General features: G+C 58.0%; 17 protein-coding genes. 13 read left to right on the top strand and 4 right to left on the bottom strand.

All coding sequences use genetic code 11. The annotated features are described in order from the left end of the window. Positions 1-408: 408 nt before the first annotated feature. The 3 genes from NG895_RS05055 to NG895_RS05045 all read left to right on the top strand — a co-directional run bounded on the left by NG895_RS05055 (position 409) and on the right by NG895_RS05045 (position 6,813). On the top strand, positions 409-957 hold the full coding sequence (locus tag NG895_RS05055; RefSeq protein WP_252851370.1) for a sigma-70 family RNA polymerase sigma factor: 549 nt from the start codon (positions 409-411) through the stop codon (positions 955-957). Between the two features lie 81 nt (positions 958-1,038). Beyond that, entirely contained in the window at positions 1,039-2,616 is a 1,578-nt protein-coding gene (locus NG895_RS05050; RefSeq protein ID WP_252851369.1) for a hypothetical protein, read from the top strand. Positions 2,617-2,787: 171 nt separating this feature from the next. Continuing rightward, complete coding sequence (locus NG895_RS05045; protein WP_252851368.1) at positions 2,788-6,813, top strand: PQQ-dependent sugar dehydrogenase; 4,026 nt, start codon at positions 2,788-2,790, stop codon at positions 6,811-6,813. A gap of 121 nt (positions 6,814-6,934) precedes the next feature. Here NG895_RS05045 and NG895_RS05040 read toward each other — a convergent pair whose 3' ends face one another. Continuing rightward, complete coding sequence (locus NG895_RS05040; protein WP_252851367.1) at positions 6,935-8,476, bottom strand: hypothetical protein; 1,542 nt, start codon at positions 8,474-8,476, stop codon at positions 6,935-6,937. A gap of 58 nt (positions 8,477-8,534) precedes the next feature. Beyond that, positions 8,535-9,083: a sigma-70 family RNA polymerase sigma factor gene (locus NG895_RS05035; protein WP_252851366.1), complete on the bottom strand. Its 549-nt coding sequence runs from the start codon at positions 9,081-9,083 to the stop codon at positions 8,535-8,537. 401 nt (positions 9,084-9,484) lie between these two features. Between NG895_RS05035 and NG895_RS05030 the strand changes: the two genes are divergently transcribed. The 5 genes from NG895_RS05030 to NG895_RS05010 all read left to right on the top strand — a co-directional run bounded on the left by NG895_RS05030 (position 9,485) and on the right by NG895_RS05010 (position 15,163). Further along, the gene (locus NG895_RS05030; protein WP_252851365.1) at positions 9,485-10,537 is read left to right on the top strand and encodes a DUF1559 family PulG-like putative transporter; all 1,053 of its coding nucleotides are present in this window, start codon (positions 9,485-9,487) and stop codon (positions 10,535-10,537) included. A 68-nt stretch (positions 10,538-10,605) separates the two neighbouring features. Further along, positions 10,606-11,715: a LamG domain-containing protein gene (locus NG895_RS05025; protein WP_252851364.1), complete on the top strand. Its 1,110-nt coding sequence runs from the start codon at positions 10,606-10,608 to the stop codon at positions 11,713-11,715. Positions 11,716-11,777: 62 nt separating this feature from the next. After that, positions 11,778-13,652 (top strand): PEP-CTERM sorting domain-containing protein, encoded by a 1,875-nt coding sequence (locus NG895_RS30530; RefSeq protein ID WP_252851363.1) that lies wholly within the window; start codon positions 11,778-11,780, stop codon positions 13,650-13,652. 475 nt (positions 13,653-14,127) lie between these two features. After that, the gene (locus tag NG895_RS05015; RefSeq protein ID WP_252851362.1) at positions 14,128-14,718 is read left to right on the top strand and encodes a thioredoxin family protein; all 591 of its coding nucleotides are present in this window, start codon (positions 14,128-14,130) and stop codon (positions 14,716-14,718) included. Between the two features lie 97 nt (positions 14,719-14,815). Further along, positions 14,816-15,163, top strand: a complete 348-nt coding sequence (locus tag NG895_RS05010; protein ID WP_252851361.1) for an ArsR/SmtB family transcription factor — start codon at positions 14,816-14,818, stop codon at positions 15,161-15,163. 42 nt (positions 15,164-15,205) lie between these two features. Here NG895_RS05010 and NG895_RS05005 read toward each other — a convergent pair whose 3' ends face one another. Further along, the gene (locus tag NG895_RS05005; protein ID WP_252851360.1) at positions 15,206-15,706 is read right to left on the bottom strand and encodes a CBS domain-containing protein; all 501 of its coding nucleotides are present in this window, start codon (positions 15,704-15,706) and stop codon (positions 15,206-15,208) included. A 2-nt stretch (positions 15,707-15,708) separates the two neighbouring features. Further along, positions 15,709-16,176 (bottom strand): CBS domain-containing protein, encoded by a 468-nt coding sequence (locus NG895_RS05000; protein WP_252851359.1) that lies wholly within the window; start codon positions 16,174-16,176, stop codon positions 15,709-15,711. Between the two features lie 426 nt (positions 16,177-16,602). Here NG895_RS05000 and bktB point away from each other — a divergent pair, with 426 nt between their 5' ends. The 5 genes from bktB (at position 16,603) to NG895_RS04975 (ending at position 21,697) form a co-directional block, all read left to right on the top strand. Then, positions 16,603-17,784, top strand: coding sequence for a beta-ketothiolase BktB (bktB, locus tag NG895_RS04995; RefSeq protein ID WP_252851358.1), 1,182 nt, complete (start codon positions 16,603-16,605; stop codon positions 17,782-17,784). A 113-nt stretch (positions 17,785-17,897) separates the two neighbouring features. Beyond that, positions 17,898-18,641 carry a 3-oxoacyl-ACP reductase family protein gene (locus NG895_RS04990; RefSeq protein WP_252851357.1) on the top strand — a complete coding sequence of 248 codons (744 nt, stop codon included), beginning with the start codon at positions 17,898-17,900 and terminating at the stop codon, positions 18,639-18,641. Positions 18,642-18,671: 30 nt separating this feature from the next. Beyond that, positions 18,672-19,031 (top strand): hypothetical protein, encoded by a 360-nt coding sequence (locus NG895_RS04985; protein ID WP_252851356.1) that lies wholly within the window; start codon positions 18,672-18,674, stop codon positions 19,029-19,031. Between the two features lie 20 nt (positions 19,032-19,051). After that, on the top strand, positions 19,052-20,158 hold the full coding sequence (locus tag NG895_RS04980; protein WP_252851355.1) for an alpha/beta fold hydrolase: 1,107 nt from the start codon (positions 19,052-19,054) through the stop codon (positions 20,156-20,158). Between the two features lie 39 nt (positions 20,159-20,197). Beyond that, entirely contained in the window at positions 20,198-21,697 is a 1,500-nt protein-coding gene (locus NG895_RS04975; protein WP_252851353.1) for an AarF/UbiB family protein, read from the top strand. Positions 21,698-21,702 lie beyond the last annotated feature (5 nt).

Raw genomic sequence — 21,702 nt, 5'->3', positions numbered from 1 at the left:
AAGGTTCCCAAAAAGTTACATCTGGGCGTCCAGATTTTGCATTTTTTTGAAGCCAATCCCCGCAACGCCGGTCTAGTTCTTCAAACCGCGAGCACCGCGGAGCGAGAAAGATGTAACCAATGCGGATCTTCTGGTATTTAGAGATGGGGAAATAGCGAGGTCTGGGGTCGAACTGTATAGATCCCTCGCCCTGTAAAACCGGCTTTTCGAGATTTAGCAGCAAAGTTCAAACCACGAGCCAACTTTCGGGACGTTGCTTGCGGCGTTGTTTCTGCCGTTAATGGCGGTAAAGCGCAACTATTCCTTCAGCGAGCAATGTGATTGATTTGCATTTGCGTTGGGTGACCTCTTCAATTTACTGAGCCTCGTCACCCGGACTGTTAACAGCTACAGATCCAAGGCTTTGCGATGTCAGAAGCGAGATTCAACTCGAGTGATTCAGACTGCGCAAAGGAAACCTTTGTTCAATTGCTCGTAAGTGAGCAATTGCGGCTACTGAACTATATCAATATGCTGCTTGCCGATCCGCATGCCGCTAATAACGTGCTTCAGGAAACCAATTTGGTGCTCTGGCGCAAGGCGGATGAGTTCGAGCCCGGCACAAGTTTCTCTGCCTGGGCCCAGAAGGTGGCCTGCTGGCAGGTGCGAGCTTATGTTCGCGACAAATCGCGAGACAGGCATGTTTTTAGCAAGGAGTTAATAGACCAATTGGCCAATCGGCCGGATTACGAACAAGACGAAACGGCCGTTCACGTGACCTTGCGACATTGTCTCAAGAATACCAGCAAGCAGAACTTGGAGTTGCTGCGGCGTCGTTACGAAGAAGGTCTTTCGCTTGCTGCCCTCGCGAAGCGGTCGGGCAAATCGCTTTCTGCAGTGAAGGTTCGTCTGATGCGAATACGGCAGGCGTTGCTTCGCTGTATTCAGCAGCATATGTCCGAAGCTGAGCACGGGTGAATCAAGCTACCAGGTGCATGCTGCGACAAGTTGTCGGCACCTATTCTCCTGGTGGAATCATCAAATACACGGTTGAACGACATGATGGAACGAGAACGAGAACAAATAGATCAAATTGTCAGCGAGATTGCCGATATTGGGGTCTCGGCGGATCGGATTCAGAGACTCGAGAGCCTGCTGCTCGACAGGCCCGAGCTGCAAGCGCACTACGCCAGCATGATCCGTTTGGGAACTCTGCTGCGGTGTGAGATTGGGGACGGTTCGTTGCAGCCATTTGGCGATTCATCTGACCTTGAGGACGCGCCGAGTTCTCTTGCACAGCACTCCTGCGCAACCCTGATCGATCGCGTGGGCAGAGACGTGGCTGAGCCCTTCGAGCGTCCCAAACTCTCCATGGTTCTAGCCAGCTTGGCCGCCATGGTCGTCATTGGCCTCGGATGGTACTTCCTGCACCTAACAAACGACCAAATGCAGGGTACCGTTCCCCAAATGGCATCAACGGAGACCCTGCGCTACGATTGGAGCCAGGATGCTTCTGGCGACTTGCCGCTCAATTCGTTACGGGTACGTGATGCTCGTGCCCTTGAAGTCCTGAGTCGTCTCACGCGAACCGATGCAATCAACTGCCTGTGGCTGCCGCGATGCGAGAGCAAAGGCACTTCTGGAGAACAGGACTCGAGGTGGGAACTCAGTGGGGGGACTGCCTGGATTGATAGTACCTTCGACGGGCGCGAACGAGGTTATGTGATCAGCATACCGCCCGGAGTGCGCATGGACCTGAGCGTCGATACCGATGCCACGTGCCAAAATGCGTTGGGCATGGTTGAATTGAATGAACAGGGAAAAATCTCCGGGGCCTCGATGTCCTTCAACAACTTATCCGCCGGCAACTCGCCGGTAGGCGACAGACTCACTGGTTGCATTGGGCAATACTCCGTTACCAACGACAAGGCGACCCGCAAGAACTTCCTGATTGCCGGCTCCTACTGTGTGGAACGGCCGGACGGCAGCGGAGATTGGAAGCAAAGCGACTACGCATTGCTATACGAATCCGCGGATTTCCTGGTGATCGGTTTCGATGACAGCGGCTATCCCGATGTGGAAATTGGCGAAGAAGTCGATCGCGACCGCGACTTCAACGACATGTGTGCCCTTATCCATTTCTCTGGCCCCGGAGCACCAGCCTCGCCGGTAAGCAGCGGTGTTTCCTACGTCCCCGAACCGATCGGCGATCCTGCCAACCGGGTGGAGAAACGCAGCGGTTACGTACTCGATGTCCGACCAGGAGAAAAAGTGCTGCTGGCCGTCAGCAGTTCGGCCAACCTTCAAAACTCGGTACGCTTCATCGATACAGCCAATAGACAAGTAGTCTGGCAGCACGATGGTACGGAACCGGGAACGCTCACATCTAGCTTCCAGCAGGGGCAACGCGGTATCTACATCATCTACAACAATTCCGATACCGTACGCAGCTACGAGATCCAAGGCAGATCCATCACAGACGCCGATCGTGGAGAAGGCGGCTGGATCGATTCCCCCCACAGCGTTACCGACGAGGGTGACAACTGGGTGTCGATTGGATTCGAGGATAGCCCGGAAATTCCCAAGCGGGTCGATTGGAACGACATCCGCGTCCATGCCTGGTGGTATGCGGACTGATCCAATCATCTAGCGCCCTTGATTTCTGACTGCGCAGCTACAACTGACATCTATGGATGCGTCCGTAGAATTGCATGATGCGATGTAGCTGTCGTGGTCCTTCGTTGCCTTTGCTCATCCGCGAAAGCGTAAGCAGTTCTATCAGCATTGCCCCAACATCCTTGTGTAGACATGCTCCCAAAACGACACGGCAGTACGAAGACGTTGCACATCGAGGCACTTGAACCTCGACAGCTGCTGGCAGGTGACACCTATTTGGTGAATTTCCAGAACGACGAGGCGTCCGTACCGACAGGCTACGTGCGAGATATAGGCCTTGTGTTCGGGCCTCGCGAGAATGGGCTGGCTTATGGTTGGTCGAGCGACCATACCGATCAATCGCGCGAACGCAGCCTGGTTGCCGACCAGCGGCTGGACACGTTGATCCACGTCGAAGTAGATGCGACCTGGGAGTTCGTCCTGGAGAACGGCACCTACGAAGTGACCGTCGCTGTGGGTGATCCCGCCAACAACGACGGCTTGCACACCGTGAACATCGAGGGCGTCAACTACTGGACGAACCAGGTTGATACCAATGTCGCGATGCAGATGACCAAGCAGGTTACGGTGTCGGATGGAAGGCTCACCTTGGACGTGGGAGCCGCGGCGAACAAAGATACACGCGTCGATTTCATTCAAATCGTTGGGGTCAATCCTGGCAACCCAGGCGCGCCAGCGGCTCCCCTGGTCACCGAACCAAGCTTCGACGGACAAGAGGTCAATCCCGCCGATGTGCACATGGAAGCGATCCTGTTCTCGGATCCCAATGGCGACGGGCATCTATCGTCGGATTGGGAGATCTGGACAACCGGCGATTCGCCGGAGCCGGTGTGGCAAACCTTGGGCATTCAAGGTGTTGAGCGCCTGCACACGCACTTAGGTGACGGGTTCTTCCAGAACGACCGAGCCGGAGAGATTACTCTCGACGAAAACACCGACTACGAACTTCGCGTCCGTTTTCGTGACGACACCGGTTCCGTAAGTGACTATTCCAGCCGTTTGTTTCACACCGCGGCCGCCAGTGTCATTTTCCCACTGCAACTGGAAGACGTCGCCGATTCACCCACCCCGAACTGGACGAATGCCCTGGGCGTGCCGGTGGACCTGCCCACAGCAGCAGGCATTCTGTCTTCCACCGATCCGATCATTGCCTTCGACTCCGACGTCGGAACGGCCAGCGATTCGCCTGGCGGCGAGCAAGCTTTCAATGTGCTGGATGGTAATTCCGGGACCAAGTACCTCAACTTTGCCGAGTTCAACACAGGCTTCATTGTCACACCTGACGTGGCCAGCGTGGCCCGCAGCTTTCGAATCACCACTGCAAATGATGCGGTGGAACGCGACCCTGATTCCTACATCATCTATGGCACCAACGATCCCATCACGAGTTTTGCGCACGGCAATGGCCGCGACGAAGACTGGACGCTGATCACCAGCGGCAATTTATCGCTTCCCAATGCGCGGGAAGCGGATGGCGGGGTGGTGAGTTTTGCTAATGCAGCGAGCTACACGTCGTACAAGGTTGTGTTTCCATCGGTCAAGGATCCTGACAATGCCAATAGCATGCAGTTGGCCGACTTCGAGCTGTACACCAACACCAATGGCATCGGTAGTGGATTGCTGGCGCCCGGTATGTTCATCATTCCCATTCAGGACGTTGACGGAGGCCCCTCCAGCGGATCGCCAGGGGCCGAAGGTCCCCTGAATGCCATTGATGGGAATGCAAACACCAAGTATCTCAACTTTGGCGCGGCGCGTTCGGGGTTGATTGTAACTCCCTCGGACCCCAACTCCGTAGTCTCCAGCTTCAGGATTACCACCGCCAACGACGCAGAAGGTCGAGACCCCGCGGCGTGGGAAATCTATGGCACGAACAGCGCCATCAACTCCACCAACCATGGCTTTGGCGATGGCGAGCCATGGACGCTGATCGATTCGGGAACGGTTGATTTGCCGTTGGCGAGGAATGCCGATGGGCCCGTGGTCGCTGTGGACAACGACACGCCCTACAGTTCGTACAAGATTGTCTTCACGGAGTTGCGAGATCCGAACGCCGGTGATATGCAAATTGCAGAGATACAGTTCTTCGGCGAAGGCGAAGCGACGGGAACCCCTCCTTCACTTCGGCTGGAGGATGGCGCTACTGGCGATCCGCTCCTGGATATCACCGGTACGGGGTCAGCGGGCAATGTCGTGACCGACTACCCCGGGCTGACCGAGCATGTCAATGTTCGCGTTGTCATTGCTGCAGGATCGCAATCGCTGAATCTCATGCAATCCGATCTGGAGTTCGTCGAGGCCAATGGGCAGCAGCACACCATTTTCTTGCCTGCCGTTACCTTGGCACCGATGCAGGAGTTGGAGCTATGGGTGGCTTCGTCGGGAGCCACTTACTTCGCGGACCCCGGCGATCTGGTGCCCAACTTCAGTCAACTTGCCAGGGAAGCCAATCTCGACATCCCCTATGTTACGACGAAGCCTGGGTTTGTGATTGAAGAGGTCAGCAACGACTATCGCCTGCCGGTGAACATCACCTTCGTACCCGATCCTGGCCCCAATCCCGACGATCCCCTGTACTACGTCACTGAGCTCTACGGGTCGATACAAGTAGTGACACGTGACGGCACCAAGCACGAGTTCGCCACTGCCCTGCTGGACTACAATCCCACGGGGCCGATCTCGGGGTCGGGCGAGCAGGGACTGACTGGCTTGGCTGTCATCCGCGACGAGGTGGATTCAGACATCTATCATCTGTACGTCGGCATGCTGGCCGACAATGGCAATCCACCCGGTGGGCCGGTCCACTATCCAAAGGTAGAACATCTGACGAGCACTGCTGGCGGCCTCAGCATGGACTCCCGCGAAGTGTTGCTGAATATGCAACCGGAGACTCAAGGTCAATCGCATCAGATTTCCAACATCACCATCGGTCCCGATGGCATGCTTTACGTTCATAATGGCGACGGATTTGATGCCAGTACGGCTCAGGATCTAGATCAGTTTCGCGGCAAGGTGCTTCGCATGACGCGCGATGGCGACGCCCCGGCAGACAACCCCTTCTATATTGCCGGCGACGGTATCACCGCGCGCGACTACGTCTGGGCCTACGGGTTCCGCAATCCGTTCGGTGGCGCCTGGCGTGCTTCGGACGGCAAACATTACGAGGTCGAGAACGGCCCCAGCGTCGACCGCTTCGCGCAGGTCAACCCCGGAGTCAACTATCTGTGGGATGGCAGCAATGCCTCGATGCAGAACTTCGCCATCTACAACTGGAATCCGTCCACCGCACCGGTCAACATCACCTTCGTTCAGCCCGAGACCTTTGGCGGCAGTGCGCTGCCAGCCTCGATGCAGGACCACGCCTTCATAAGCGAATCGGGGCCCACGTACGCCCAGGGGCCACAAGCCAATGGCAAACGACTGACTGAGTTTGTGCTGGACGAAAATGGTGATCTGGTCGAAGGGCCCACCCCGCTGGTCGAATACGTTGGCAACGGACACGCCAGCGTGGTTGCACTCGCCGCCGGGCCGGATGGGCTGTACTTTTCCGAGTTGTATGAGGACTCGGGCGACAATGGTCCCACTGCAACTGGTGCACGCATTTACCGAGTGCGGTACGTGAACCCTCAACCTGGCGACTACGACATCGATGGCGACGTGGACTTGGATGACTACAGCGTCTGGAAGAACGCGTTTGATTCCAACCTGCTCCTCGCAGCGGATGGCAATGGCAACGGAGTCGTAGACCTGGTGGACTACACGATCTGGCGAAACAATCTCGGGTCCGGAGTTGCCCCCGCTATGACGTCAGATTCCCAACCAGAAGTGGCGACGATTCAGACTCGCAAGTCCGGCACCGATGTGCCTACCGATTCAGATACAGTTTCCGACGCTCCGGCGACCGAATTTACAAAGTCGGTAATGCCCTTCGGCAGGTCCAGCCGATCCGTTGGTGCTGCCCATCGCGAAGCATTCGTCAACGGATCGTCGAGCGCTGAGTCCACCCCGGACCCGACGACCTTGCTGCTTGCTGTCGCGCAGCAAGCCCCTTCGCAAGGGACTACTCCGCGTGACCTTGCCTTGGCCGACATGGACGACTTCGTCTCCACGAGTTCAGCCGACTTCGACTTCGGCGACACCCTCGACACAGAACTTTGAGGTGCGTTTGTGCGTGTGGCGGTACCGCGGCCATGCGAACCAACTCACGGGCGCCAAACCACCGCACGTATTCTGAAAACGCTCTAGCCGGTTTTCTCGGCGCGTGACTGGGGGTTCGTGTTCAGTCGCGGAACCAGCGAGCAAAGATGCGCAGGTCGTCCCAATCTTCGACCGGGCGGACAGCCTTCGAGTCGTTGAAACCGATGACCATCGACTTGCCATCGCTTGTAAGCACCTGGTGATCGTTGGCAATCCACTCGTCGGTATCGGGGCCGGAGCCTCGGCGGTGGCGTCCCTCGATAAGGTACTGCTCTACCGAACTGCCGTTATTGGAGATCAGAAAAACTCCACGGTTTCGTGTCTGCCGGATACCTTCACGCGGCGGTTCTCCATCATGGCTCCAGAGAATGCGCTTTGTGGACAATTCGATGATGCGAACGGAGTTCTGCCAGACCGCGTCGCTGTAGGCCGCCAGGACCAGTTTCTCGCCAGGTCCGACCTCGATGATGTGCCCATCGGGAGCCTCGGCAACGTGATCAGCGGGCTCTTCCGGCGCTGGGTGGTAGACAAGTGGCTCGGTAGGCTCATCGAATTGGTCATCGCTTCTCTCCAAGCGAATCATCGCGCGAATATCGTTGAAGTCCGAATCGGCTGGCGAGTCGTGTTTGCCACTACGGATGTAGCCCGAGTAGCCACTATCGTCCCACCCAAGAACCAGCAGGTCCTCCTTGTCGAGTTGCACGCGAAAGTCGCTCTGCCGCCACACTTCCCCCGCCGCGCCGTCATATAGCATGTGCGAACCGGTAAACAGAAAGTACTTCGCGACCGGTGTATTGTTGTGTTCCGAAAATTCACCGACCGAGCCCGCTCGAGAGAGCTGTGCCTTGCTGATACCGCTGGGCAGGTTGTTGAACTGCATTGCGTTGCCGATCACGAGCCCCGAGTTGCTCAGTTCGACAATGGCTACCGTGTTTCGGCCCATGGCGTCGGTGTCGAAGTAGACGTCCATGTGCTCGCCAGGTCCCAACTCCAGCAAATAACCTCGCTCCGTCTTTCTAGCGGGGCGTTCGTACCAGGCGTTTCCGCTGCACAAAGTGAGCTCGTTGGGAGCAGCGCAGCTGCAGCGGGGAAGCAGCAGACTCGTAAGTCCCGCGTCGCGAGTAAGGTTACCCACAATCTGCAGCGACTCGGTATTGTCGACCAGCAGCTCGTGCCCCTTCTGTCGCACCCGCGGCCCCTTTGCGATCAGCTGCGATGGCGGGTTCACGGTGTGATGTTCGCCTTGCTGAGAGACGCGCCCCAACCAGAACGCAACTGTCAGACAGGCCGCCAGCGTGGCCACCGTGGCCCATCGATACCGGGAAGGGTGAAACGACGTGACATTTCGATCGATGTGTTGCGAAAGGCTCGCGCCAGGCCGTGTCGAGTCGGTTTGTCGTGCGGCGGATTCCCCCACCATCGGAAGCACTTGCTCGTCGTCGGCCGATACCTTGAGCTGCGAGTGAAGCAGCATATGCAGGCCAACCAGCGAAGCATAATGGTCCTGTAACTGGGGGTCGTCTAACAACAGTTGCTGCAGTGCGGCCACACGTTCTTCGCTTGCACCGCCGTCGGCGATGGCAGCTACCAGGTCTTCCAGTTCGTCAATGTGGGAATCGTACATAGGATTTGAATCCTGCCGGACACAAATGAGTAGTCGCCTGACAATATTCCATCGACGCCTACTCGGAGGTGGCCAGTTTAGACTGGATACAAGCTAACAAAGCACGCCGAATCCGCTTGAGTGCGGACCGGATGGCGGCTTCCGATCTTCCTTCGCGTACCGAAATGGTTCGTATGGGTAGTTCGTCCGTGTATCGCAAGGAGAGCAAGTTCGACTGGTTCTTCCGCAGTCCTTCAACGCAGTTTTTCAGCGCTCCACGCGTCTCCGGTTGCGTGATCTTGCTGATGTCGCGGCTGCTAAGCTGATCGACCAGTTCATCATTGAAGATAAGACGGTCTCGAGAGCGATCTCGCAGGTGGGCCTGCACTTGCCAGCGTGCAACGCTGCGAGACCAGGCTTGAAAGCTTGTCCCCACCTCAAACTCGCGTGCTTTCCGCCAGAGCACCAGATTGGTCTCCTGCAGCACGTTCTCCGCCGCTTGCACGTCGCCTGCTAACAGCATGGTAATAAAGTGCAGCAACTTGTTCTGCTCTTTCGTGAGAAGCTGAACGAATTCTTCGGCAGCTGCCTGGTCGGGAAGGTCGCTGAAGGGGGAAGTGAAGTTCATCGGATGATACGTCGAAGGCTGCAGGGGGATGTTCAACCTCTTTTTACGTTACCGAGCCTGTGCCGTCTGCCCAGCTCGGCCACCTACAAATACCGGGACAGTACGGTTTTGTGACGCGCGAACCCCCAACATTTTCTCAGATTGTTCGGGCTGTTGAGAACCGCTGCGGATGTCCCCGACCGGATGCAGTTTGCCGACAGGGTGGTTTTGAGGTTCCCCGAAGCGCCCGAGTGGGTCATCCGACATGAAAACCGCCCGAGCGTTAAGGTTCCGTAAAGTCTTGATCCGGACCGTCACATATCCAAGTCGCACGGTATTAGTCGGTCGTTGGCGGGGAGTGCACTTTACAGGCCACTGCGAATCACCGCACCCAATCAAGCTGTAGGCTGAAGGATCTTGCTATGCGACGTCGCTGTTACCGGGACTCGGTTGTCACCGGCTTTACTCTTGTTGAACTGCTGGTGGTCATCGCGATCATCGGAGTCCTGGTAGCACTGCTCCTGCCCGCGGTGCAGGCAGCCCGCGAAGCGGCTCGCCGTGCCCAGTGCATTTCGCAATTGAAAAACTGGACGCTCGGCATGACCAACCATGAGAGCACCGCGGGCGAGTGGCCATCATCAGGATGGCCAGGTCGATGGAGCGCCGACCCGGATCGAGGTACCGGCGCGAAGCAGCCAGGTTCCTGGTTGTACGCCACATTGCCGTACGTGGAGCAGCAGGCGCTCCATGATATGGGAGCAGGTTTGTCCGGTAGTGCCCGCCGGGAAGCACTGCTCGAGCGAGATGCGACGCCGATATCCATCGCCAACTGTCCGTCGCGGCGAAAGGGTGGTCCGTATCCCGCTTCGGTAGGCGACGTGCTGACGGGCGATGGAACCGGCAATGTGTTTGGTTACTCCAACGAACAGGCAACCCGATGCGACTATGCGGCCAATGTAGGGGACATGACCGACTTCGATAGCGATTGCCGGGAGATTATCCCCGCCAACTATATTCGCGATCAATTTCCTGCAGGTTTCCCCCCTTCGCTTAAGCAGTTCAGCGGCGTTTCGTTCTGTGGCAAGGCCATCAAGAACCGCTCGGTGACCGATGGACTATCGAACACCATCGCGTTGGGAGAAAAGTGGATGCCGATCGAAGCGTACGAATCGGGAGAATGGCACGCGGACGATTGGTCGATGTACATCGGTTTTCAAGACGACATGGTGCGTTCGACGTACTACGACGCAGAGAACGTTACCCATACACCACGTCACGACGGCGACAACGGGGGGCTGGCGTCCGACATCCAATGGGAACTGTTCGGCAGCGCCCATCCCGGTGTTTGCCTGTTCTCGATGTGCGATGGTTCAGTGGATGGAGTTTCTTTCGACATCGATGCCGAGACCTTCCGACAGATGGGTGCTCGCAACGACGGCGGCACGACAAAGGAAGCACGAGGCCGCCGTCCCTAACGGCCGAGCGGTGTCGCTTCATCGGTTCTTAAATCAGTGATTTCACCACCAACGAGGAGTTAGCGGAGATGCTACGTTCATTGACGATGTCGGGACTAGCGATGTGCGTAATGGCTTGCACGTCGGCTCGAGCCCAGAACATGGTACACCTGTGGGACTTCGAGCAGTCGCTCGGAAGAACCAACTCGTTCACGGACAGCTCCGGGAACGGCCACACGGGTACCGGCAGCGCCGTAATCGTGGAAGATGGCAAGTTCGGCTACGGCGTGGAGCTACTGCCCGGCGACGAGGTCTTTGCTGGGGATGGCATCGACTATGTCGACTCGACTCCCGGCGACACATTGCTCCCCATCCATGCGGATGACAACTGGTCGATCAATGTTTGGGTCAAGCTGGAAGAGAGCATTCCCTCGCTCAACTACCTGGCTGGTTTCGGCATTCGCGGCGACGGCGCAGACTCTGCGGAAACCTACTTTGCCAGTCGCGCCGTGATGAACATCAGCGAAGGCTTTCGCCTGTGGGGATCGCACATCGATGCGCGGTCGAACACGCCGTTCGCCGACGATGGCATCTGGCACATGTACACGGCCACTTACGATGACGAAAGCACCGCCATCAAGGTGTTTGTCGATGGAGAAGAGAAGGGCGAGTTCCTGCTCAGCAGCAACGAAGATAAAGACTGGGTCGACGCGGCTGCCGAGGTCCACCTGGGTAATCCGGCCCCCGCTTGGGGAGGTGGTGGATTCAACACCGGAGGCAACGAGGAGACCGAAGGTAAGCTCGACGAGTTCTCCATTTGGGATGACGCGCTGAGCATCGAGCAGATCAACGCCCTCTACGATTTCAACGATGTGACGGCGGTTTTTGAACGTGCTGATCTCGACAGAAATGGCGAACTCAATTCCCTGGACTGGGACATCTTTACGGCCAATGGATTCACCGATCTTGCGGGACTCTCGCCGCTCGATGCCGCATTGGCAGGCGATCTGGACCGCGACGGCGACAACGATCGCTACGACTTCTTGCTATTCAAGTCGGATTACATCGCCAGCAACAGCGCGGCCGCGTTCACTTCTTTAACATCCGGCGTCGCGGTACCCGAGCCAGCCTCCTTGGTGCTTGCAGGCCTGCTGGGCACGGCGTTCTTTGCATGCCGCTGCCTGAAGCCGATCTCGTGAGTCATGGACTCCTGACGCTTGGTAATCATACAACTCACCTCGATCATCACTAGGATACTAACGTGACTACCACAAACATGGGCAAGCTTTTTGGCTCGATCTTGATGAGCGGAGCCTATTTTGTCGCTTCCAGTACGGCCGCGTTGGCCATCGACTGGGCTGGCGGCATCGGAGACTACAACGACGCTACTAACTGGGTGGGCGGCGTCGCTCCCGCCGCTGTGGACGAAGTAACGATCGCCAGCGGCGAAGCTACCGTCGGTGTGGACACAACCACCAACCTCAGTCGCTCGGCCACCACGACACTCAGCGGAACCGGTGCGCTGGTTCTGAATGGCCGTTTTCAGAACGGAGCCGATCAAGCCGCCACCTTCAACATTGCCGACAACGCCACTCTCACACAGTCCGGCAATTACTTCATCGTTGCTTACGGCGCGTTCGACAGCACTATCAACCAAACGGGGGGCACCGTCACTTCGACAGTCGATCGTGGCTGGTTCATGAGCGACAATGGCGCCGAAGGCGATGGTACTTACAACGCGTTGGGAGGCGTCTTGAACGTTGAATTGACCTCCACATCGACCAACACCTTGCATAATTTCCAAGCCGGGCGTCGCGGTGAGAGTGACACCTTCTATGTTGGTGGTGGCGATGTCAACTTCACGGCGGCCAGCGATATCCGTCGCATGTACTTCTCGAAGGATTCGGTCCTGCAGATTGATAGTGGCACCTTCGATTCCGATGGCTTCGAGTACTTCGTCGTCGGCTACGGGGCCAGTACGGCCGGTGGCAGTCTATCGGGTAACGCCAGCATGAACGTCACCGGCGGCGTCACCACCATCAACCCGACCACTGCTGGAGCGATGGTTGTTGGCGATGGACAAGACGGAACCGTGAACGTCTCGGGGGGGGATTTGCATGTTGGAGGCGACCTGATTGTCGGTAGCAATGTCGTTTCCGGCGGCGGAGGTAACCTGGGAACGTTCGTGCAGACCGCTGGCAACGTAACGGTGGCGGGAACATTGACGATGGGGATCGGTGCCGAGGGCAACTACTTCATGAATGGTGGAAACCTGCAAATCGGAGAATTGGCACAAGGGGGATACTTCGATTCCTTCCTGGTTTACCAGGGAGGGACCATCACCATGAATGGCAACCACTCGGGACTGCTGAGCGACCCGACTTCGGCCTTGGCAGCACCCACCGGTGCCACGGTCAGTTACGATTCGTCGCTCGATCAAACTATCATTACCGAATCGCCGGGTGTCGAGACGCTTCGCCTGGAAGTCAATACCACCACCGGCGACGTGAAGATCGTCAATCCGAATCCAAGCTACGACTTTGTCGCCGAGTACTATGAGATTGTCAGCGCGGGTGGAGCACTGACGACTTCGAGTTGGGATAGCCTGGCGGATCAGATAGATGCTTCGCAGCCAGAAGGAGATTTCAACGGCGACTACGTCACCGACCTTGCCGACTACACCGTATGGCGCAACTCGCTGGGGGCCCTAGTTGCGGCGGGCGAAGGTGCCGATGGCAATGGCGACGGAGTCGTTGATGACCAGGACCACCTGCTTTGGAAAGACAATTTTGGCGCCGAAGGATCCGCGGCCTCCTGGGCCGAGGCCGGAGGCTCTGGAACTGGCGCGATGGTGGAATACGTGCTGAACGAGAATGGTTACATTTTTGCCGGTGGTGCAGAATTCGATCTGGGCCAGTTATTCAACACCTCAGTGTTCGGCGCGGGTGTCGACGGCGACCTCGAGTTCAACTGGCAAATGCCCAATGGCTACCTGGCAACCGGCGAGGTGGTCTACGTCACCGGTAGCGGTGCACTGGTGCCAGCGACGGTACCCGAACCGAGTACCGCGCTGCTATTGGGCGGACTGCTAGCAACTGCCAGCACACTTGTCGGCCGCCGCACAAATCGCGGCTAAGCCAAATACTACGAGAGACTGAGTGAGAGTGGGTAGGCCGCCTGCTGTGGGCAGCTATTTGACTCTGTTGCACAATTCCTTCCTACGACGGTTGCCAAAACGGGCTTAGCGACTCGCAGGCCTGGCAGTCGCCGCTTGGGCTCAAGCGTGCATCAGCGTCGAATCGGCAGGGGCCTACACCACTCGTTTATGTTGATGCTAGTTGGCGCTGATGCTGCGCGCCTTTCTACCTTCCTCTTCGACTGCCCTCTGAGCACGTTGCTGGCACCGCTGGCAATTGGGGACCGCCCCTCCCTCCCACCCCACCGAATCGCGATCTGTCGAGTCGTGAAAATCAGGTGGAACGGAAAGTCCCAGAACTGCTAAATCTACACCTCGACAGGTGACGATATATTGAGCATCGGCGGTCGCCTTAAAGACGATCACCCCACAAATACGATCTCTACTCCATCCGAGCCTATCGAGAGGATTTACGATGCTAAGAATCTGCCTGACAGCTTTGATTGCTATCGCCGGTGGCGTGGCTGGCGCCCAACAACCGGCGGCCGCCCCCCGATACGCGGCCCCTCCTGTGCCTCGAGCAGCGGCACGCCCTCAGGCACCCGTGCTATTTCGCCACGCCAACATCGATCAGGCCTGGAAAGCGTCGCAGACGAGCGGTCGCCCCATGTTCCTGTACGTGACGTCCGACAACTGCATGTACTGCAAGAAGATGTTGCAGGAGACGCTGGCCCATCCGCAGATTACCGCGGGAGTGGCCGCTTATGCCGAACCCGCTGCGTTCAACGCGTCGCAACTGCCAGAACTGGCGCAGAAGCTGGGCGTGCGGGCGTATCCCACCACGCTCGTCATCTCGCCACAGAATAAGTTGCTGGGAAAAATCGAGGGCTTCGTACCGCCGCAGGAATTGGCCAAACAGTTCTGGCCCGTGCTCGAGCAAGCCGAGCAAGCGCGTCGTACGGCCATCAACGCCGCGGCCGCCCGGGAAAAACCGAACACTCAGGTTGGCCGAGCCACCCCACCGCGGAGCTATCCCACCACACAATCGACGGGAATCCAGCGATAATCGGCGGAAGGAGCGGCGGGGTAGTTGCAAGCGGCCGGCTGGCAAACGACATTGATATGTCGAGAGAAGTCGATCCCTCGCGTCCCGGAACAATACTATGGCTACTAAGAAAACCACGACACGCACCTCGGTCGCGACGAAGAATCGACCTCTGAAAAGGATCGATATGGGCGCCCTGGGCCAGGCCGCCGATTGCCTGAAAACCCTGGCCCATCCCGTGCGGATTCGTATGGTGCAGTTGCTCCTGCACGACCGCTACACCGTGGGCGAGCTGGCCGAAGACTGCGGTGTGCTGGAGAACGTGGCCTCTGAACACCTGCGGTTGATGCAGCGGTGCGGCTTCTTTACCAGCGAACGCGAAGGTCGCCGCGTGTACTATCAGGTTGCCGAGCCACACCTCGAGAGCATTCTCGATTGCATCGAGCGTCGGTTCCAACCGAGCTAGAAAGCTGGATTCGAAAAGGCGAATGCTGGATCTGCGAGCCGCCTACTGCTTCGTTTCAAAATAGGACTGCAGGAATCCCGTCACGCGGTGTGGACTGACGATGCCAACGATCTTGCCATCCGAAGAGCTGACCACCGGCACGTGGCGAAAACCGTGTACCGCCATTACGGTGAGCACCGCGGCAGACGAGTCGCTATCGTACACAAACACCGGACGGCTGGTCATCACATCTCGCACCGGGCGATCCTTCATCTCGTCGTATTCCAGGGCGACCTTATCCAGCGCATCGCGGTCTGAAAAGACTCCCAGCAGCTTCTGCTGCTCTTCCACCAGTAGGCAAGCTACCTGCAAGCCCGCCAGACGCTGAATGGCTTCGCTGATGGGCGTGTTGGGATCGATGCCTGCATAAGGAGTTGACTGGATTGCCGAAACCGGCAGCGTGGCCAGCGCTTCTTCCAGCGGGTCGTCGTATTGCTTCGGATCGTAGTTCTCCAGCGGATCCTGAAATTCGTCCGAGCTGGATTTGGGTAGCTGTGACGACATGCTTAGGCTCCTTCTCTCTCGGCCGGCGGCGGGCTTCCCACGCGTTGCACCATGACCTGTTGGGGGAAGTGTTCGGAAACGTACTCCATCAGGCCCTTCTGCCCCGTTAGCCCCACGACTCGGCCGTCCTTGTCGAGTACGCCAATGAATCGGACGTTCGCCGCCTGCATCGCCCCCAGCACCATGGCAATGGGATCCGACTCGCGGACGCACGGCCACGGGTTGGTCAGATGGTCGCAGACGGGATCGTCGAGGCGCGCGGGGTCTTCGGCCAGCAGCTGCGTGAGTTTGCTTTCGGCAAAGAGTCCAAGCGGCTTCTGTTCGGTGTCCACGACAATCACGCACCCCAGTCGCTTTGCCCGCATCTGCTCGATGGCCGTACGAACGCTGTCAGTTGGCCCACACAGGGGTGGCTGACGCAGCTCGAGCCGGCCGACTGGCTCGGCAGTCATGTTCTGATGAAGTCCCATATCACCTCCCACTACGAGGTTTCGGCGGCACCCCACGCTCCGCGCGCTAGGTGTGCCCAGACGACGAGAGGGCAGAGCAGTGCTAACCGCGTACCGACCGCTGCCGGTTCGCTAGCAATCCCATTGCCCCAACATTCCAAACTACCAACCAGCTCGGGAATGGCAAGCAGCGGGAACCTGAAGGCCCTTACTACCCCGAAGCCGGGCATCCACCACGGGCGCGCAGCAGAACGAAAGTGTGCTGTTATGAACGGCACCAACAGCGCGTTTGTGCGGAACCGCACAATGAGCGGGGGCGCGACGAGGGCCGGGTGTGCAACTAAAGCAACTTTATTCGTCCTCTTTCTGGCACGTGAAATGCTTACGGTAAGCACCATCGCTCTTTCCAATCTTATCCTGACGAAATTACTATCGGGAGGAATTGCTATGGGACGCGAGATTGTCGTTCTCAGCGGAGTTCGGACCGCCATTGGCGGTTACGGCGGTAGCCTCAAAGATACGCCTCCTTCAGAAATGGCTGCAGTGTGTGTGCGCGAAGCAGTCAAGCGATCCGGCATCGATCCACTCGATGTCGGCCATGTTGTCTTCGGCAACATCATTCACACGGACGTGCACGACCACTACCTGGCCCGCGTGGCAGGAGTGAAGGGTGGATTGCCCTACGAAGCCCCCGCTTTAACACTCAACCGACTGTGCGGCAGCGGACTGCAGGCGATCATCACCGCCGCACAGACGATCATGCTGGGCGACGCTGAAGCGGCAGTTGCTGGCGGGGCAGAAAATATGAGCCGGTCTCCCTACTTTTCGCCAGCAATGCGTTTCGGTGCCCGCATGAACGACACCACCATGGTGGATGCGATGGTTGGAGCCCTCTCCGATCCATTCGACGACTGCCATATGGGGGTCACTGCGGAGAACGTCGCCAAGAAGTACGGCATCTCGCGCGAAGATCAGGACGCCCTGGCCGTGGAGAGCCATCGCCGGGCAGGCGAGGCACTTGATCACGGTTACTTCAAGGCTCAGATCGTGCCTATTGAAATCAAGGCCAAACGCGAGACTGTGCCGTTCGAAGTGGACGAAACCGTGCGATACGGCTTGACGGTCGAGAAGTTGTCGCGGCTGCCTACGGTGTTCGATCCCGAGGGCACCGTGACGCCCGGCAATGCGTCCAGTATTAACGACGCCGCCGCGGCCGTGGTGCTGGCCGACAAGGAATACGCCGATTCGCATGGCCTGAAACCGATGGGCCGTTTGGTCGACTACTCCTACGCCGGTGTCGATCCCAAGTACATGGGCATCGGGCCCGTGCCGGCTATTCGCAAACTGCTGGAGAAAACGGGCTTTGGCTACGACGACATCGACGTCTTCGAAGTCAACGAAGCCTTTGCAGCCCAAGCGCTGGCAGTGGCCCGTGAATTGAATCTGCCGATGGATCGGACCAACCCGAATGGCAGTGGCATCTCGCTGGGCCATCCCATCGGAGCCACTGGCGCCATATTGTCCATTAAGGCTCTGTATGAACTGAATCGTACCGGCGGCAAGCGCGCCCTGGTATCGATGTGCATCGGCGGTGGCCAGGGAATCGCGGCCATCTTCGAGCACGCCTAGTAGTCCAAAGCAGCCGTCGACGCTGAGCATCCGCACCGCGTCGGCGGCGACCAGATTGTTTCAGTGCACACGCCTTATAAACAAACACACAGCTAGCGAATAGGAGCCTTGCGATGGGTAGGGTCGACGGAAGAACGGCGCTGGTGACAGGCGCCTCGCGTGGAATCGGACGGGCAATTGCCTTAGAACTTGCTCGAGAAGGCGCAAAAGTTGCAATCAACTATGCCCACAACGAAAACAAAGCCCAAGAAGTAGCAGAAGAGATATCGGCCCTGGGCCGCGAGTGCATGCTTGTGCAAGCAAACATCGGTAACTCGCAGGAAGCCCGAGGCATGGTGCAGAAGGTTGCCGACCAATTCGGACATCTGGATGTTCTGGTCAATAACGCGGGGGTAACTCGCGACAGCTTGTTGCCGAGGATGACCGACGAACAGTGGGTGGAAGTCGTTTCCACGAACCTCAACGGTTGCTTCTTCTGTACCTCCGCGGCCATACCGATCATGACCAACCAAAGTTTCGGCCGCATCGTCAACATAAGTTCGATGAACGGCCAGATTCCCGCCATGGGCCAAGCCAACTATAGCGCCAGCAAGGGAGGCATCATTGCCTTTACCCGCACTGCCGCGGCCGAACTGGTCCGCTCGGGAATCACCGTCAATTGCATTGCACCAGGTTACACCGAGACCGACATGTTTGCCGCGGTACCCGATGTGATCCAAGCCCAGATAAAAGCTAAAATTCCTATGGGGCGCTACGCGCACCCGGAGGAGATCGCGAAGGCCGTCACGTTCCTGGTAGCCGACGGCGACTACGTCACCGGGCAGCAGATCAATGTGAACGGCGGCGCGTTCATGTAATCGTGTGGATCCTGTCGAAAGAGAACGACCATGAGTTCCAACAGCGAAACGTTTAATCCGTTCGATCCCACTGGCATGTTGAAAGACATGCGGGACGCCAGCATGGATGCATGGGCGAAGGTGATGGTCGATGTGGTCAACACCGACGCCTACGCGGATGCCAGTGGGGCGATGCTCGATGCCTGGCTTGTCAGCTCGGGCCCCTTCCGCAAGGCAGTGGAAGACACCATGAAAAACACACTCGCGAGCCTGAATCTTCCGTCTCGCGACGAAGTCACTCGGCTGGCCGAGCGACTCACCAATATCGAAGTACGACTGGACGACATGGACGCCAAGTTGGACGAAGTGCTGTCCGCCTGTCGCAGCTCGATGGACAATTCCGGCAACTAACGAAACGAAGAGGATACGTCATGAACACGACCACCGACGATTCAGCGGTTGGTAACGCTGTGCCGACGTTCTTCGACGTCTGCAACGAGTGGCACAAGGCGATGGAGCGAGTAGAGAAGTTCAATCGCTTTTTGACCACCGACGCCAAGATCGCCCAAACCCCTCGAGAACTTGTCTGGACGCTAAATAAAGCCAAGCTGTACCACTACATTCCGACCGTGCCTGAGTCGCAGCGCAAACAGGTCCCGCTGCTGATGGTATTTGCCATCATGAACCGCCCCCACGTACTCGACCTGCGGCCGGGTCACAGCTTCGTGGAGTACATGCTGGGCAAGGGATACGAGCTGTACCTGCTGGACTGGGGCGCTCCAGGACCGGAGGACAAGAACCTGAAGTTCGACGACTACGCCCTGGACTACCTGCCACGCGTGGTCCGCAAAGTGAAATCGCATTCTGGCTGCGACGAGTTCAGCATGCTGGGCTGGTGCTTGGGTGCATTGATTTCGACGCTGTACGCCTCACTGCGTCCGGACGATGGATTGAAGAACTTGATCCTGCTGACCGCACCGTTGGACTTCTCCGAGCGAACCGAAGGAGCCTTCACTCGATGGACCAAGAGCAACCGTTTCAACCCCAACATTATCGCCCAGAAGCTGGGAAACATTCCCGGCGAGATGATTGACAGCGGAGCCAAGATGCTCAAGCCGGTGGAAAACTACATCGGCAGCTACACGATGCTGTGGGATAACATCGACAATCCTGCAGCCACCGAGGCGTGGCATTCGATGAACACTTGGGTACGCGACATCATCCCCATGTCCGGCGCGGCGTACGAGCAGCTGATTAACGAGTTCTACAAAGAGAACCGCCTGATGGAAGGCACGCTCCAGATCCGCGGCGAGCAGGTGGACCTCAGCAAACTGAAGGCCAGCTTGTTGAACGTGATCGCCGAGTCGGATCACATTACGCCACCGTGCCAATCGGAGAGAGTAATTGACAAGGCGGGAAGTGACGACAAAGAAGTGTTCCGCGTACGCGGCGGACATATCGGCATCATGGCGGGCCGCGGTGCCGAGAAAAATACCTGGCCTCATATTGAAGAGTGGTTAGCCAAACGATCCGAATGAAGATTCGATCCGCCAAGCTACACGTCATCGAGACTTACGATGGTGCAATGGAATTTGATCATCGACGAGGATGCCCTAGCATCCGTGCTGCCCGACGAATATGCCAAACTCGCTCGGCCGGTCGCGGGTGCCCTGGCGGTATTCCTAGAGGGTCTTGCCGACGAGCGCCAGAACGCCATCCTTGCAGCACAGGCGGCACTGCCAGCTGAAGTCGACATCTCCGGGCGGCTGGCAGTGCTTGCCAAAAGCTGTCCCGTGCTGCATAAGCTGGGGCAAATCCTGGCTCGTGATCCAGTGCTCGCGCCCGAACTGAGGGAGGAACTGCAACAACTCGAATCGCTGCCGCCCACAGTCGCGCACGGCACGATCACCAATACACTCAACCGCGAGCTGGGTTCGCTCCCGCAACTAGGTATCGAACTGGTAGAGCCCGCCATTGCCGAGGCCAGCGTAGCCGTGGTGGTGGGCTACACCCAAGCAGTGGAGGACACCACCAGGCGGGGTGTCCTCAAGCTGTTAAAGCCCGGCATCGAAGAGCGCCTGGCCGAAGAACTCGAGCTGGCGGCCCGCGTTGGCGAATACCTGGATCATCGCTGTGAAGAACTCGGCATTCCGTCGCTCGACTATAAAGAAACGTTCGACCAGGTGCGCGACAAACTGCAGTGGGAAGTTCGCCTCGACCGAGAACAACAGAATTTGCTAACGGCCGGCCGGATCTATGCCGGCGAACCTCGGGTGCACATTCCCTCACTGCACGAGTACTGCACTCCCCGAGTGACCGCCATGGAGTGGCTGTCGGGTGCGAAACTGACGGATCACGATCACGAAGACAAAAACACCAGGCGCTCGCTCGCGGCCTTGGCGGTGGAGACGCTGCTTGCCAAGCCCATGTTCTCGCAAGATAGCGATACGCTGTTTCACTGCGATCCCCACGCGGGCAACCTGCTACACACGGACCAGGGGCGGCTCGGGATACTCGACTGGAGCCTGGTGGGTTACTTAACCGAGAAGGAACGAGTCGCCCTGGTCCAGGTCGTGCTAGCGGCGGCGATGCTCAACGCATCGGAAGTGGTGCGGGCGTTGGATGTCGTGGCCACGAGTGTCGGCGATCGGGACAAGCTGCAAGCCGTGGCGGAACGATGGATACAGAAGGTCGGGCGGGGAAGTCTGCCCGGTCTGAACTGGATGGTAGGGATGCTGGACCAGGCCTACCAGGAGGCGGGATTGCGACTGGGTCCAGACCTGTTATTGTTTCGGAAGACGTTGCATACTTTGGATGGCGTCCTGCACGACTTGGGAATCGATGACGACCGACTCGACTCCGTGCTGCTGCAGCATTTTCTGCGACAGTTCATTGCCGAATGGCCGCAGCGATGGATCGCCCTGCCCCACTGGCGGGGTTTTGCAACGCGACTTTCCAATTTCGATCTGGCGAGGTGCTTGATGGAAACGCCACACGCGGCGGCACGGCTCTGGCTAAGTCAGATCAACGACCGGCTGTCCGCCTTTCAGCAATCCGCGGCGCCAGCAACTAAATAGGAGTG

The organism is Aeoliella straminimaris (assembly GCF_024054565.1).
GTDB lineage: Bacteria > Planctomycetota > Planctomycetia > Pirellulales > Lacipirellulaceae > Aeoliella > Aeoliella straminimaris.
This window is presented reverse-complemented; position numbering and strand designations above follow the sequence as displayed.

What these genes read in the sequence shown, in the direction of transcription:
- NG895_RS05055 (WP_252851370.1), top strand. Translation starts at nt 409, where the DNA reads ATGTCAGAAGCGAGATTCAACTCGAGTGATTCAGACTGCGCAAAGGAA.
- NG895_RS05050 (WP_252851369.1), top strand. Translation starts at nt 1,039, where the DNA reads ATGATGGAACGAGAACGAGAACAAATAGATCAAATTGTCAGCGAGATT.
- NG895_RS05045 (WP_252851368.1), top strand. Translation starts at nt 2,788, where the DNA reads ATGCTCCCAAAACGACACGGCAGTACGAAGACGTTGCACATCGAGGCA.
- NG895_RS05040 (WP_252851367.1), bottom strand. Translation starts at nt 8,476, where the DNA reads ATGTACGATTCCCACATTGACGAACTGGAAGACCTGGTAGCTGCCATC.
- NG895_RS05035 (WP_252851366.1), bottom strand. Translation starts at nt 9,083, where the DNA reads ATGAACTTCACTTCCCCCTTCAGCGACCTTCCCGACCAGGCAGCTGCC.
- NG895_RS05030 (WP_252851365.1), top strand. Translation starts at nt 9,485, where the DNA reads ATGCGACGTCGCTGTTACCGGGACTCGGTTGTCACCGGCTTTACTCTT.
- NG895_RS05025 (WP_252851364.1), top strand. Translation starts at nt 10,606, where the DNA reads ATGCTACGTTCATTGACGATGTCGGGACTAGCGATGTGCGTAATGGCT.
- NG895_RS05015 (WP_252851362.1), top strand. Translation starts at nt 14,128, where the DNA reads ATGCTAAGAATCTGCCTGACAGCTTTGATTGCTATCGCCGGTGGCGTG.
- NG895_RS05010 (WP_252851361.1), top strand. Translation starts at nt 14,816, where the DNA reads ATGGCTACTAAGAAAACCACGACACGCACCTCGGTCGCGACGAAGAAT.
- NG895_RS05005 (WP_252851360.1), bottom strand. Translation starts at nt 15,706, where the DNA reads ATGTCGTCACAGCTACCCAAATCCAGCTCGGACGAATTTCAGGATCCG.
- NG895_RS05000 (WP_252851359.1), bottom strand. Translation starts at nt 16,176, where the DNA reads ATGGGACTTCATCAGAACATGACTGCCGAGCCAGTCGGCCGGCTCGAG.
- bktB (WP_252851358.1), top strand. Translation starts at nt 16,603, where the DNA reads ATGGGACGCGAGATTGTCGTTCTCAGCGGAGTTCGGACCGCCATTGGC.
- NG895_RS04990 (WP_252851357.1), top strand. Translation starts at nt 17,898, where the DNA reads ATGGGTAGGGTCGACGGAAGAACGGCGCTGGTGACAGGCGCCTCGCGT.
- NG895_RS04985 (WP_252851356.1), top strand. Translation starts at nt 18,672, where the DNA reads ATGAGTTCCAACAGCGAAACGTTTAATCCGTTCGATCCCACTGGCATG.
- NG895_RS04980 (WP_252851355.1), top strand. Translation starts at nt 19,052, where the DNA reads ATGAACACGACCACCGACGATTCAGCGGTTGGTAACGCTGTGCCGACG.
- NG895_RS04975 (WP_252851353.1), top strand. Translation starts at nt 20,198, where the DNA reads ATGGTGCAATGGAATTTGATCATCGACGAGGATGCCCTAGCATCCGTG.